The organism is Larkinella sp., from assembly GCF_965227735.1.
Classification (GTDB): Bacteria; Bacteroidota; Bacteroidia; order Cytophagales; family Spirosomataceae; genus Larkinella.
Genome location: NZ_OZ245776.1, coordinates 1279134 through 1293461 on the forward strand (window position 1 = coordinate 1279134; position 14328 = coordinate 1293461).

At 56.1% G+C, this 14328-nt stretch carries 11 protein-coding genes; all 11 read left to right on the forward strand.

Annotation, left to right across the window (positions count from 1 at the left end; translation table 11 throughout):
• The first annotated feature begins 37 nt into the window (after window positions 1-37).
• Entirely contained in the window at window positions 38-724 is a 687-nt protein-coding gene (locus ACO064_RS05080) for an SGNH/GDSL hydrolase family protein (RefSeq protein ID WP_421826313.1), read from the forward strand.
• Window positions 721-2187, forward strand: coding sequence for a GH39 family glycosyl hydrolase (locus ACO064_RS05085; protein ID WP_421826314.1), 1467 nt, complete (start codon window positions 721-723; stop codon window positions 2185-2187). Before ACO064_RS05080 ends, ACO064_RS05085 begins: the two co-directional genes overlap by 4 nt.
• Before the next feature lie 10 nt (window positions 2188-2197).
• Window positions 2198-3355: a hypothetical protein gene (locus tag ACO064_RS05090; RefSeq protein WP_421826315.1), complete on the forward strand. Its 1158-nt coding sequence runs from the start codon at window positions 2198-2200 to the stop codon at window positions 3353-3355.
• A 46-nt stretch (window positions 3356-3401) separates the two neighbouring features.
• The gene (locus tag ACO064_RS05095; RefSeq protein WP_421826316.1) at window positions 3402-4904 is read left to right on the forward strand and encodes a GH39 family glycosyl hydrolase; all 1503 of its coding nucleotides are present in this window, start codon (window positions 3402-3404) and stop codon (window positions 4902-4904) included.
• Between the two features lie 450 nt (window positions 4905-5354).
• Window positions 5355-6992 carry a glycoside hydrolase family 28 protein gene (locus ACO064_RS05100; RefSeq protein WP_421826317.1) on the forward strand — a complete coding sequence of 546 codons (1638 nt, stop codon included), beginning with the start codon at window positions 5355-5357 and terminating at the stop codon, window positions 6990-6992.
• A 23-nt stretch (window positions 6993-7015) separates the two neighbouring features.
• Entirely contained in the window at window positions 7016-8527 is a 1512-nt protein-coding gene (locus ACO064_RS05105; RefSeq protein WP_421826318.1) for a glycoside hydrolase family 28 protein, read from the forward strand.
• 2 nt (window positions 8528-8529) lie between these two features.
• Window positions 8530-10293 (forward strand): sodium:solute symporter family protein, encoded by a 1764-nt coding sequence (locus ACO064_RS05110; RefSeq protein WP_421826319.1) that lies wholly within the window; start codon window positions 8530-8532, stop codon window positions 10291-10293.
• 105 nt (window positions 10294-10398) lie between these two features.
• Window positions 10399-11100: an SDR family oxidoreductase gene (locus ACO064_RS05115; RefSeq protein WP_421826320.1), complete on the forward strand. Its 702-nt coding sequence runs from the start codon at window positions 10399-10401 to the stop codon at window positions 11098-11100.
• A complete protein-coding gene (locus ACO064_RS05120) occupies window positions 11097-11804 on the forward strand; it encodes an RraA family protein (RefSeq protein WP_421826321.1) in 708 nt (235 codons plus the stop codon). The genes ACO064_RS05115 and ACO064_RS05120 overlap by 4 nt, the downstream gene beginning before the upstream one ends.
• Window positions 11804-13900, forward strand: coding sequence for a heparinase II/III domain-containing protein (locus ACO064_RS05125; RefSeq protein ID WP_421826322.1), 2097 nt, complete (start codon window positions 11804-11806; stop codon window positions 13898-13900). Before ACO064_RS05120 ends, ACO064_RS05125 begins: the two co-directional genes overlap by 1 nt.
• Window positions 13893-14285: a VOC family protein gene (locus tag ACO064_RS05130; RefSeq protein ID WP_421826323.1), complete on the forward strand. Its 393-nt coding sequence runs from the start codon at window positions 13893-13895 to the stop codon at window positions 14283-14285. The genes ACO064_RS05125 and ACO064_RS05130 overlap by 8 nt, the downstream gene beginning before the upstream one ends.
• Window positions 14286-14328: the final 43 nt, after the last annotated feature.

The window sequence follows — 14328 nt, forward strand, 5'->3', positions numbered from 1 at the left end:
CACTCATCCAACCCCAAACACCTAATCCCCTTGAGACATGAAACACCTGGCAGTCTTCGCAATTTTTCTCTTGATCGGCGCGGCCCCGTCCCTGCCGAAACTGTACGTCATCGGCGACAGCATTTCGATGCGGTATGGTCCGTTTCTGGAAAAATATGTCCAGGGCGTTTGGCAATATGACCGAAAAAGCGACGACGGACAGGCGGCCAAAAACCTGGATGTGCCGGTGGGCGCCAACGGGGGCGACTCGCGCATGGTGCTCGAATATTTGAAACTGAAAGCTCCCGACAAAACCTTCCAGCCGGATGTGCTGCTGCTGAACTGCGGTTTGCACGACATCAAACGGCTCCCGGAAACGAACGCCATTCAGGTCGATTCGGCCAGTTACCGGAAAAACCTGGAAGCCATTTACCAACTTCTGAAAAAACGCAACATCCGGCTGGTCTGGATGCGGACCACCTCCGTGGAAGACGAACGGCACAACACCCGCTCGAAAGCCTTCAAACGGTACGCCCGCGATCTGGATGACTACAACCGGATTGCAGACGAAGTGATGCAGAAACACGCCGTTCCGGTCATCGATCTGTACACCTTTACGCGAAGTTTGGGTAGTGAGCATTTTGTCGATCACGTGCATTACGACGACTCGGCGATGCAGTTACAGGCCGCATACATTGCCGGGTATTTACAGGCCAATCGTTCCCTAATCCTGAAAAGAAAATGAAATTCCTAAGCCCTTTCCTTCTGTCAATCAGCCTTTTTTCGGTCGAGCTACCAACAGCAGCGGCCCAAAATCCGGCACCCGGCCTAACGGTTTCAGCGCCAAAAGGTTTCCGGGAAGTGGCGCAGCTTCGGCCGCGTTCCACCAAAGAAATCAAGTCGTCGACCTGGTCCATCGGGGGCGAAACCCTCGACCGGGACTATACCGACTACCAATCGTACCGACACTACCTCGGGCCGCTGGGGGCTAAACGAATCCGGTTGCAGGGCGGCTGGTCGAAGTGCGAAAAAGTGAAAGGCCAGTACGATTTTGCCTGGCTCGACGCCGTCATTCCCGATGCCTATTCGCGGGGTGTTTCGCCCTGGGTGGAGCTGTCATACGGCAATCCGATTTATCCCGGTGGTGGCGAACCCAAACTGGGCGGGCGGATTCCCACCTCGGAGGAAGCGCTGACGGCCTGGGACAACTGGGTTCGGGCGATGGTAAACCGCTATAAAAACCAGGTGACGGAGTGGGAAATCTGGAACGAACCCGACCTCAACAAGCTGAATACCGGCGAAGAAGTAGCGGTTTTCTACATCCGCACGGCCAAACTGGTGAAGGCCATTCAGCCCAACGCCAAACTGATTGCCCTCGGCGTCGCCGGGGTTCCGGCAACGGCCTTCATGCGCCCGTTCCTCGATCATTTGAAGAAAGAAAATGCGCTCGATCTGGTCGATATTCTAACGTACCACGGCTACGCGCCGAACCCCGACACCTCGTATCCCAAGATCGAAGAGATGCGGAAACTGGTCTGGAGCTACAACCGGAGCGCCGGCCGCCCAAAAATCACCTTCATGCAGGGCGAAAACGGGGCACCTTCAACCGCCAGCGCGGTCACGATTGGGGCTTTGCGGCAATACGACTGGACCGAACTAAGCCAGGCCAAGTGGGATTTGCGCCGGATGCTGGCCGACCACGGACGCGGCATTGCCACCAACCTCTTCACAATCAGCGACATTCACTATGCCGCCGGTGACCACATGACGGGCGTCAACACGAAAGGTTTGCTGAAAACGAATCCCGACAAAACCATCGAACGGCCCAAGCTGGCCTACAAAGCCGCCCAGCACGTTTTTTCAACCTTTGACGACCAGCTTGAGCTACTCGATCAGGCCAAACCAACCGTCAGTCAGGCCACGGTTTCGGCGTTTCAATACCGCCAGCGCAAAAACAGCGGGAGCCTCGTCACGCTCTGGAGTGCCGAAGCCCGGCCCGCCGAAACCTATGAACCAAAACCCACCGATGTGACCATCAAGGGAAAATTCGACCAGCCGGTTTTTGTCGATCTCGTGTCTGGTAAAGTGTTCGAAATCCCGAAAAACCAATGGAAGAAATCGGGCGACAGCTACACGTTTACGGCCATTCCAGTGCCGGATTATCCGGTTTTGATTGCTGACCAGGCGACTTTAACACTCATAAAATAAGACCAATGTCATGACAGAAACACCAGGCTATCAACGAATTAAACAATCGGCACTGCGTTTTGTCGATGCCATGAAAATTGGCAACACGCCCGGCGTCTACCGCAAGGAACGGGGCGAAGGCGAAAGTTTTTACGGTTCCTACCATGCCGCCCACGTCCTCGATCTGTTCGGCGAATTGCAAAACCGCCCGGCGGCTGATCTTGACATTTGGGCCAGACAATTCCAGGGTCGCCAAACCGAACAGGGGTATTTTTCGGGCAAACCCGCCGAGTTCGGGCGCATCCGGACGCTGGACGAACTGGAACCGGTCTGGCACTACACGCGCGGTAACATCTGGGCCTTGCGGATGCTGAACCGCCAGCCCGAACGCGAACTGCGGTTTCTGGATCCCCTGCTCGACGCCGACCGGCTGTATCGCTGGGTGAAACATTACGACTGGCGCAATTCGTGGGCGGCTGGGAATCAGGTACTGGCAGCGGCAACGGCTTTATTCGCCCTGCGCGATTGGTTCGGCGCGTCGGAAGTAGATTCGTTGATGGAAAAGGCGGTTTTTCCGGCGCTGGAAGAATTGCAGGACCCGAAAACCGGCTACTGGGGAACGCAACTGGGCGCCGACCCGGCCAATGGGTTGTTCGGAACCATCCACGTCGTCCCGATTTACTTTGCCCTGGGCTGGCCGCTGCGCCACCTCGAACGCTCCGTCGATTCGACCCTGGCGTGTCAGTTGCCCGACGGCTCGTTCTGGCCCGGCGGTTCCGACTGCCCCGATTTCGACGGCGCCTACCAACTGGTGAACCTGATGGCCCTGACCGACTACCGGCGCGACGATGTCGAAGCCGCCTGCCGACGGTATCTGGCCCACGCCCTGCAACACGAAAGCGCCGACGGCGTTGGCTGGCTGTTGCACCGCCGGGACAGCAAACCCACCGACTGGGTGCCGCGCCCGCACTGGATCTGGAAAGAAGGCGAAACCACGGCCTCGGCGGAGTTGCGGGATGAAGACCCGAACCGCACGCACATCATGCTGGGGTCCTGGTTTTACCCGCTTTCGATTGCGCTGGTCAGCCACTTCCTCGGCGATACCGGTTACGAAGGCCCCTATCATTTCAACAGCCATTCGCTGCACGTTTGCAATGTGTTCAACGAGCCGCTGAGCTATCACCCCTAAATCCCTTAAAGGGCAGAGTTAATGCAATCCTAAACCCAACCTGATTATGGAAAATAACCGCCGGAATTTCCTGAAAATACTATCCATTCTGCCGTTTACGACATCCCTGAAAATGGATTCAGAACCGGTTTCGGTGGTTTCTGAACCCGCCAACCCGCTCAAAAAACTCGGTTCGGTTCGGTTGAAAAAACCGTCGGAGATCACGAGTTCGCCGTTCGGCATTGGCTGCGAAACGCTGGACCGGGACTTGTGGAAACCGAAGGAAGTGTATCCGTGGATCGATAACCTGCCGGTGAAATGGGGGCGCTTGCAAACCGGCTGGGGCCGCGTAGAACGCGAAAAAGGGAAGTACGACTGGGCCTGGCTCGACGAAAGCGTCGATGGGCTGGTCAGCCGGGGTGTGAAGCCATTTTTCAATGTTGGATACGGCAATACGAATTATACGACTGGCGAGGTGGGCCACCATCCACTGGATATTCCGGTGGCCAATGAAGCCTGGAAACGGTATGTAACTGCTCTGACCAAACGCTATAAGGATAAAATCAAGCATTACGAAATCTGGAACGAACCCAATCTGGGCGGTTTCTGGGCGCCTGATAAACCCAATGCCAAAAAATACGTACAACTGGTCCGGGAAACCGCGCCGATTATCCGGAAGAACTGCCCCGATGCCGTCATCGTCGGCGGGGTGGTTTCGCGGATGCCCGCCAAATTCATCCGGGAGCTTTTCGAAGCCGGTCTCGCCGATCTGATCGACATTTTTTCATTCCACCCCTACACCACCATTCCCGAAAGTTACTCGGAACGGACGCTGGCGTTGCGCAAACTGGTCGATCATTACAACCCCAAAATCAAAATCTGGCAGGGCGAAAACGGTTTTCCATCCGACCCCAACAGCACTGGTTTTCCGGGCGAAGGGCCGTGGACGGAAGCCATTCAGGCCAAAATCATGCTCCGACGGTTGCTGACCGATTGCTCCCTGGATTTACCGATGACGTTGTGGTTTCTGATCGTCGATCTGCACGATTATCCGAAGGGTTCCGGCAAAGTGAATTACAAGGGAATTTTACGGCAAAAACCGGAAATCAAACCCAAGATTGCCTATAAAGCGCTGCAACATTTGGGGAGTCTGGTTCACGGTGATGTCCATACCCGCGGCTCCATCATTCATGCGGTGTCGGGGAAAGAGCCGGTTGCGGAGAAAGACTACCAGCTTTTCGGCGATGGCACCAAGAAGAGTCTTTCGGGAATCTGTTCAACGGTTTTGAATACCGACAACGGCCCGGTGCTGGCCTACTGGTCGGGCGAGAAAGCCGCCGACAGTAAGCCTGCCGACAGCATCCACCTGTATCATTGGGACTGGGAAGGCCCGGGGTTTCAGGAACCGGTTCTGGTGGACTTGATTACGGGCGACATTCTCGAATTAACGGGGCAGGAAAAGCTCTTCGACAACGACAAATACCGCGTCGGGTCGGAGGCTCAGCTTTTCCGGCAATTGCCTTTGCAGGATTACCCGATGTTGATTATGGAAAAGAGTAAGGTGGTGTAATGCCAATCGGTTAAAATTCCGGCAATTACACGGTTCATTGGATTTCAAAAATGAATGATTCTTGGGCATTAAATGGGTCATCCCTACGGGATTGGGTACATGGGGGCCATTAAACCTTTCTACAAGATGGGTCATCCCTACGGGATTGTTAAATCCGAAAATCCCGTAGGGATGACCCATTTTGTAGACCCCGGTTCAACCGGGGGAAAACGAACGAGACAGGGTCAAAATCCCGTAGGGATGACCCATTTTGTAGGCCCCGGTCAAAACCGGAGGAACGAACGAGACAGGGTCAAAATCCCGTAGGGGTGATCCATTTTGTAGACCCCGGTTCAACCGGGGAAAACGAACAAGACAGGGTCAAAATCCCGTAGGGATGACCCATTTTGTAGACCCCGGTTCAACCAGGGAAACCATAACCGAGCCTGATTATTCCTAAACCGCCTGAAAATGAATTCGTTTTTAAAAATCCTTCTGCTCTGTCTGGTCTTTGTAACCACCGGTTCGGCTCAAAAACCGCCGGGGGTGTGGGATGTTTTCGACACGGGCGCGAAAGGCGACGGCAAAACGATGGATACGAAGGCCATTCAAACCGCCATCGACCGTTGCCACATGGCTGGGGGTGGCAAGGTGTATCTGCACAACGGGCGGTTTTTATCCGGGACGATCTATCTGAAAAGCCACGTGACGCTGTATGTGGAAGCCGGGGCAGTTTTATTGGGCAGCGAAAAGGCGACGGATTACCCGGATCAGGCGTCAGAATACCCCACCTACGACGAACATCCGTTGACCAGCAAAGCATTTATTTACGCCGAAAACGTCCAGAATGTGACGATTGAAGGGCGCGGAACCATCGACGGCCGGGGCGATTTGATCGATAACCGCAAGCTGACCGATCCGTATGTACGGCCCTCGTTCAAATACCGCCCCCGCATCATCCACCTGCGCGGTTGCGAGAATGTTCAGGTCCGAAACCTGACGCTGCGCAATGCGGCCTCCTGGCTACAGACCTATCAGGCGTGTAAAAATCTGGTGATCGATGGGATCACCGTCGACACCCGGGAGAACAAGGACGTCGAGAATCCAAACCGGGAACACGCCGTTCGTCACCGCAACACGGATGGCCTGGACGTGGTCGATTGCGAGCAGGTGCGCATTGCCAACTGCCTGATCAGCAGTGGTGACGACGGGATTTGCCTCAAGAGTTTTTCGCCGGACCGCGGCTGCCGGAACATTACCATTTCCAACTGCATCGTCAGTTGCGGAGCCAGCGGCATCAAAATCGGCACCGAAACCGCCGGGGCTTTCGAGGACATTACGATCCAGAACTGCACGGTTTTCGACACCTTTGGCGAAGGGCTGGCCATCATGACCGTCGACGGGGCGCGGATCGAACGGGTCACGATTTCGAACATTACGCTGCGAAACATCAAACGGTCGGCGCTCTTCATCCGGCTCAACACCCGCAATAAGAAATTCGGCCAACCGGGCACGGTCAACAAACCGGTTCTGAAAGACATCATCATCGAGAACATTCAGGGAAGCCGGCTCGCGTCGCTGGGGTGTTCGATCACCGGACTGGCCGACTATCCGCTTGAAAATGTGCAAATCCGATCGATCAATTTTGAATTTGAGGGTGGGATTACGGACGTAAAACCAGACGCTCCGGTGCCGGAAAAGGTCGATGCCTATCCCGTCGGAACGATGTTTGGCCCTACTCTGCCCGCGTACGGTTTTTACGTCCGACACGTCAAAAACAGCACATTCGGCCAGATCCACCTGCGCTTTGCCAAACCGGATCACCGGCCCGCGTTGGTGATCGACAGCGTGGAGGAGGTAGAAATTCGGGGCCTGAAAGCGCAAACAGTGGCCCAGACGCCGGAATTTATCCGGGTGGTCAATGCCCGAAAAGTTACCATTGCCGACTCCCGGCCCACAGCACCGGTCGGTTCTTTCCTGTCGGTGTACGGTGACCAGTCAGCCGCCATTGTCCTGAACAACAACCAGTTGGGGGAAGCAAAACAAGCGTTTAGTTTTGAAAAACCGGCGCTGAAAGCCACCATCAAAGAATACGGAACGATTCAGTGAATTCCCAAAACGGATTATACACAATGCAGGGCTTCTTCAAAATCATGCTGCTCTTTCTGGCGTTCGCAACGACCGGTTTTTCCCAGAAAACCACCGGCGTCTGGGATGTTCTGGCGTTTGGGGCGAAAGGGGACGGCAAAACGATGGATACGAAGGCCATCCAGACCGCCATTGACCGCTGCCACGCGGCCGGGGGTGGCAAGGTGTATCTGCACAACGGGCGGTTTTTATCCGGGACGATTTACCTGAAAAGCCACGTGACGCTGTATGTGGAAGCCGGGGCGACACTTTTGGGAAGCGCGAATGTCGACGATTATCCGAGCACGGCGTCGAAATACCCGGCGTATGGCGGTGAGCTGGTGACCGAAAAAATGTTCATCTACGCCGAAGATGCCCGGAATATTTCCATTGCCGGAAGCGGAACCATCGACGGACGCGGGGATGATTTCAACGGGCCGTACCTCTCCCCCTCCTTCAGCGGTCGCCCCCGGATTCTGCACTTCCGGAATTGCGAGGATGTGCAGGTTCGGGGGGTGACACTCTACAATTCGGGTTCGTGGGTGCAGTTTTATCAGTCCTGCAAAAACCTGGTGATCGACGGCATTACGGTGGATAGCCGCGAGAACAAAGACATTGAAAAATTCCGGCATGCCGACGCAAAAGGTCGCAACACCGACGGCATGGACCTGGTCGACTGCCAGCTTGTCCGGGTCTCCAACTGCCTGATCAACAGCGGAGACGACGCCATTTGCCTCAAAAGTCTGTCGCCCGGCGAAGGCTGCCGCGACATTACCATCACCAATTGCACGGTCAGTTCCAACGCGTCGGGCATCAAGATCGGCACCGAAACGAGCGGTTTTTTCGAAGACATCAGCGTTCAGAACTGCACAGTTTTCGACACGCGGGTCGATGCCATCAGCCTCATGACGGTGGACGGCGCGCGCATTGAACGCATCAACATCGCCAACATCTCGGTGCGCAACATCAAGGGGACGGCCATTTTCATCCGGCTGGGTGCCCGAAACCGCCCGTATCGGAAAAATGCCAAAATCAATACCGGCATCCTGAAAGATGTGCTGATCGAAAATGTGCAGGGAACCCGCATTGGCGGCTACGGCTGTTCGATTACCGGCATTCCGGGTTTTCCGATTGAAAACATCGCGCTCCGGCAAATCAGGCTCACGTTCGACGGCAGCAACAAACCATTGCTGGGCGACGATGACCGCCGAACACCCGTTCCAATCAAGCCACCAGCGGTCAATGAGGTGGTTCCCGAAAAAACCGAAGCCTACCCGCGTGGTGAAATGTTCGGGCGTTTGCCGGCCTACGGTTTTTACATCCGGCACGGAAAAAACATTACCCTCGAAAATCTTACACTTGATTATGTGGACGAAGAAAACCGCCCGGCGATTGTCGCCGATGATGTCGATGTGCTGGAAATCAACGGTTTGAAAGCCAAAGCCAGCCCGACTGTGCCGGAATTGGTGCAACTGAAAAACGTTCGAAATTCACCCAAAATCCCTAAACCCAACTAACCGTGCAAACCCTTCAACAACTAGACTACTGGGCCATTGCCATTTACATGCTGCTGATGGCGGGCATCGGGCTGTTTCTGGGCAAATTCGTCAAAAACATCAGTGATTATTTCAAGGGCGGCAACGCGATTCCGTGGGTGTCGGGGGCGATCAGCAATTTCATGACGAAGTTCAGCACATTCATTTTTGTGGCCTACGCCGGGATTGCCTACCAACACGGTTTTGTGGCCCTGACGCTGATCTGGAGTACGGTGTTGCCCGCGCTGGTCGGCGTTGCCATTTTTGCCAAACGCTGGCGCCGGGCGGGGGTTCTGACGCCCCTGGAATACCTCGAAACCCGGTTTAACGCGCCGGTTCGGCAGGTGTTTTCGTGGATGGGCGTGTTTTTCAAAATCCTCGACAACATGGTGCGGCTCTACGCCCTCGGCCTGTTTGTCAAAGCCGCCACCTCGCTTTCACTGGAAACCTCGATTCTGGTTTGTGGGATCATCGTCGCGCTGTACACGGTGGTCGGCGGGTTGTGGGCGGTCGTCGTCACGGACGTCGTTCAGTTCATTATCCTCATCGTGGCCACGCTGATTCTGGTACCACTGACCATTCAGGCCGCCGGAGGATTGCCCAAGATGATGGCGACGATTCCGGAACATTTTACCTGGTTCAACGGCCCGAAAGGCATGCCACTCTACCTGATGGTGTATTACCTCATGATTCTGGTGAAATACAGCGGCAACTGGACGTTCATCCAGCGGTTTTACAGCGTCCGCGACGAGCGGGCCAGCCAGAAACAGGGGATGCTGACGGCGGTTTTCTTTTTCCTGTTTCCGATCATTTTCCTATTCCCCTCCATTGCTGCCAAAGCACTGATTCCCAACCTGGAAAATCCGGAAATGGCCTACGTCAGTGTGTGTCTGAAACTGTTGCCGGAAGGCATCATGGGACTGATGGTGGCGGCCATGTTTGCGGCTACGATGTCGGTTTTGAGTGGCGAATACAACGTGACGGCGGGCGTGCTGACCCGCGACATTTACCAGCGGCTGTTCAATCCGAAAGCCGCCGACAGGGAAATGCTCTGGGTCGGTCGTATGATGACCGTGGTACTGGGCTCGCTCATCACGATTGGGGCACTGTACGTCGGCGGGTTTGGCGGGGCGTTTGAAGCCAACAAACTGTTTACGGGCTTGTTTGCCATTCCGATGACGCTGCCGCTGGTACTGGGCATCGTCCTGAAAAAACCGCAGCCCTGGGGCGCCTTCGCAACCTTGATCGTCGGCATGGGTTTGGGTTTGATTCTGAATGCCATGCCGCAGATTTCGTGGGAATGGGCGACGTTCATCGAGATTGTGGCCTGCGTGCTGGTGTTCCTGCTGTCGGGCATCACCTCCGTCCAAACCGATGCTTACCGCCTTCGCGTGGAAGCTTTTTTCCGACGATTAAATACCCCCCTGACCGAAGCCGAAAAACCACAGGAGAACCCGGCTTTCATGCAGGTTATGAACCGCTTGTACGCCGTGGCGCTGACGGTTACCGGGTCGCTGTTCCTCGTGATGAGTCTCCCTTCGCTGTCTGAAACCAGCGGCAGAGTCGCCTGCGGTGCCGGTCTTCTCTGCCTGTTGCTGGCCCCGCTGATGTGGTACCGAACCCGGAATTTGTCGAATGCGGGTTCGGATTTGCAATCGGCTGCTGATCGGGATTTGCAATCCCGATCGTCCTCTGTCGCGGATTTGAAATCCGCAGCCAAAGCCCAGTCAGATATAAAATCTGAATGAGAAGGCTGGCATCAATCGGATCGGACGACTGCGGATTTCAAATCCGCAACAGAAATCCATTCAGATTACAAATCTGAATGAGCAAACATAAGAAATCAACTGATTATGAATAACGTAAAAGACAAAACCATCCTGATCACCGGCGCATCCGGCGGCATTGGAAAAGCCACCGCACTGGAACTCCTCGAACAGGGAGCGAAGGTGTTCGACTTCAGCCGGACACACCAGCTAGCCGATGAAATCAGTCACGAAAACCTGCGGTCATTCAAGGGCGATGTCAGCCAGGAAGCCGATGTGCTGGCCGGTTTTGCGGCTTGTGCGGACGCCTTCGGCCCGGTCGATGTGCTGATTAACAACGCCGGCATCGGGCTGCTTTCCACGGATCTTTCGACGACCGACCTCGACACCTACGAACAGATGATGAACACCAACGTTCGGGGCGTTTTTCTGTGCAACCGCGAAGCCCTGAAGGTGATGAAACCAAAAAAACAGGGCCACATCGTCACGGTTATTTCGATGGCTGGGTACCGCACCAATCCAAACGCACCGATCTACTGTGCCTCCAAATTCGGAGCGCGCGGACTCAGCAGCGGGCTGGCCGATCAGGTGCTGAAAGAAGGCATCAAGGTCACCGACGTAAACCCCGGCCCAACCGACAGCAACTACTGGGGCGACCGGAAAGTGGCCCGCGAAAAATTCCTGAGCGTGGAGGATGTCGCCCGCGTCATCGTCTTCGTACTCAACCAGCCTGACTACGTCGTCATTCGGGAAATCAATTTTGACAACATGAAATTTTTAGCAGGATGAACACCATCGAATCCAACGGACATAAGCAGGCAAAAACCGCGTCGATTTACCCCATTTCCATTGCCGAAATGCGGGAGCGGTATCTGAAACTCTATACCGGAGCCGTCAACGACGTGCTACGGTTTCGCTACACCATGCAGGCCAGCAGTCTGCCCGCGCAGTTTGCGCCCTTGCGGGAAGAAATGAAGCTGGCCGGGCAGGCTTTCACCATCAAAGGCGGGCCCGACATTACGACCGACGGCGAAATGGAAACCCGCGCCGAAATGCTCGAAGCGCTGCACCAGGATTCGGTCGTCGTCTGGGACTGCACCGGCGACACCGTGACCTCGCAGTGGGGCGAAGTGATGACGATGGCGGCCCTGCGCGCGGGGTGTCGGGGGGCCATCATCAACGGCATTCGGGACACGCAAGCCATTCTGGAACAACACTTTCCGGTGTTTTTCAAATACAAAGCCAACACCGGGATGCTGGGGCGGTTTCGGATGTATCACTACCAGAAGCCGATCCTGATGGGCGAAGTCGTGGTGCAGCCCGGCGACTGGATTTTCGGCGACATCGATGGCGTCATTTCGGTTCCGCAGGCCATTGCCTACGATGTTTTGCTGGCAGCCGAGGACATTGTCCACAACGAAGTGAACATCAAGGAGATGGTGGAAAGCGGCATGCGCCCGACGGAGGTGGTTCGTAACGGCGGCTATTTCTGATGGAAACCGTCGACACCCTGCGTCTGTTTTTGACCGACTCTGAAAAAGAAGCGATTCTGACCAGCACCGACGCGACCGTCAAGCGGTTTCGGAACGCCCTCGAACAACGGGTAACGGAGCGATTGGCGACACCCGGTTTGCAAGCCGAAAACCCGGCACCTGGCCGGGCCTCGCTGGGTTGGTGGTATCCGGCGGCCGAATACCTGTCCGACGCAGCCATGCAGTATGCCCTCGCCCCTACCGACGAGTTGGCCAACTGGCTGCGGAGCGCGACGCTGTACATCGCCCGCCGTCCTGCCAGCGACTGGGTCGGCCCGTGGTTTCGGGATCATTCCCAGCCGTTTACGGGTCATCTGGAAACCGCTCACCTTTGCTGGGGCGTGTCGGCGGTTTTGGATCTGGCCGGAACGGTTTTCACCGAGGCAGAATGGGAAGAAGTGGGCGAAGCCTTGTCCGAAAAAGGCATCGTTTTATGCCGCCGGTGGTTGCAAAAAAACAATCACCTGGCCAACTGGCGGGGCATTCTGGCATCCGGGGCGCTGGTGGCTTCGGCTACACTGGGCCGGGAAGACTTACTCGATGAATTGACGCCCGAACTGGCACAGATGGCCCATGCCTTCCAGCCCGACGGTTCGTATGGCGAGTCGTTGCAATACGGAAACTACCTCGCCAATGCGCTGATGCTGGCCTACGAGTCGCTGGTTCGGAAATACCCGGTTTATGCCCGGCAACTGGATATCGACGCCTATGGCCGGGGCATGAGTTTGCTGGCGCAGAGTATGCTCTACCGAAAACCAATGGCAAACTGGGGGGACGAACCGCGCGCCCGGGCCGTCAACTTCAACGATTCGGCGGCTCTGTTCCGGCCCTCGGGCGATTTGCTGCTGCACGTCGCCGTCCGTTCCAGCAATCCGGAGCAGGCGGGTTTGGCGCGCTGGCTGTTTCAGGAATACTACGAACCCTGCCCGACGCAGGGCCCACACGATCTGGCGACGTTCGGCATGCGGAACGACTGGGGATTTCTGACCCTGCCGCTGTTGATTCCCCAAAGTCAACCCATCAGCCCGCAGAAAACCGGGTTGCCCCTGACAACCTCGTTCAGCAACGGCCATGCGTTTATGCGCGATGCCTGGGACGGCCGCACGGTCGTTGCCATCAACGGCGGGGGCGACGGTTTGCACGGCCCCGGCCACCTGCACGGCGATCTGAACAGTTTCATGTTGGTTCATAACCGCGAGCGGCTGTTGGTCGATCCGGGTCATAGCTGTTACCGAAATCTGATTCATGGGCTGGAAAGCAGCACGCAAACCCACAACACCTGCACGTTTCTGGTGGAAAGTGAATCGCTGGGTTTGCAGGAAGACCTCGCGAAAGCGTCCCTGCTCGAACAGAAAAGTGTGCTGCCCCGGCGGTTGCTCGTCAACGGAACACCCGGCCCACCCATCGACCGGGGCAACCGGCGACGGGTGGTGGAACGCGACGGACCGGTTTCCGTCATCGGCTCGGAGGTCGGAAGTGCTTATGGCTCACCCATTCAGCGGTTTACGCGGCTCTGGTTGCTGGCGGGCAGCCACGTTCTTTTTGTCGTGGACCGGATCGAAGCGACGCAACCCGTTACGACGGTCTGGAACTGGCTCGTCAACAACCGCGACGGGCAGGCCCGGGTAGACAATCCGGGCAATGGGCTGACGGTTTGCCGAAATGATGCCGGCATGAAACTATTCCACACGGGGTCGGGCCGGTCGGGCCATCCGGTCTATGGCTACGTTCACGACGCCTACCACGTTGAACCCGATCAGTTGGGCGAAGGACGACCGGGAAGCGGTTTGCTGTATCGCTGGACCGAAACAAAACCGGCCCTGAACCGAACCGTCGTTCATGCAATCGCCCTCGATGACGCTTTCCACCTGGATCAATGGCAGTTCCAATCGAACGATGCGGTTTTTACGCTCACCAACGGAACACAGCACTGGACGTTCCAAATTCTGGACGAAACCGCCAGCCACCTTTCGCTAACTTCTGGACAGGGGCAATCGTGGACCATTCGGCAACACGATGAAATATACACCTTAACCCGACCCTATCCACATGGCTAACCCTCTGAAAATTACCGGCATCGATCACCCCGGCGTAGCGGCTAACGATGTTGAACAACTGGCCGACTGGTATTGCGAGGTCTTTGGCTACGAAAAATGGTTTCGCCACGAAAAGCCGGTCTGGATGCTCAAAGCCCCCGACGGGACGCTGCTCGAAGTGATGCCCAAGGACGACACTGCCCGGCCCGAACGCACAACCTGGACACCCGGCTGGTCGCACCTGGCTCTGCGGGTTGCCAATCTGGAGGAAGCCATTGCTTTTTTAGATACCAAAAACGTCGTGTGGGGCGGATCGGTCATCAACGCCATCGGGGGCGGCAAAGTCCGCACCCTCTACGACCCCGACGGTAACATGCTCCAGATTCTCGAGAGAATACCTGGTTGACACGATATGGCATTCACACATTCGCTCATTTACTCATTGAAGG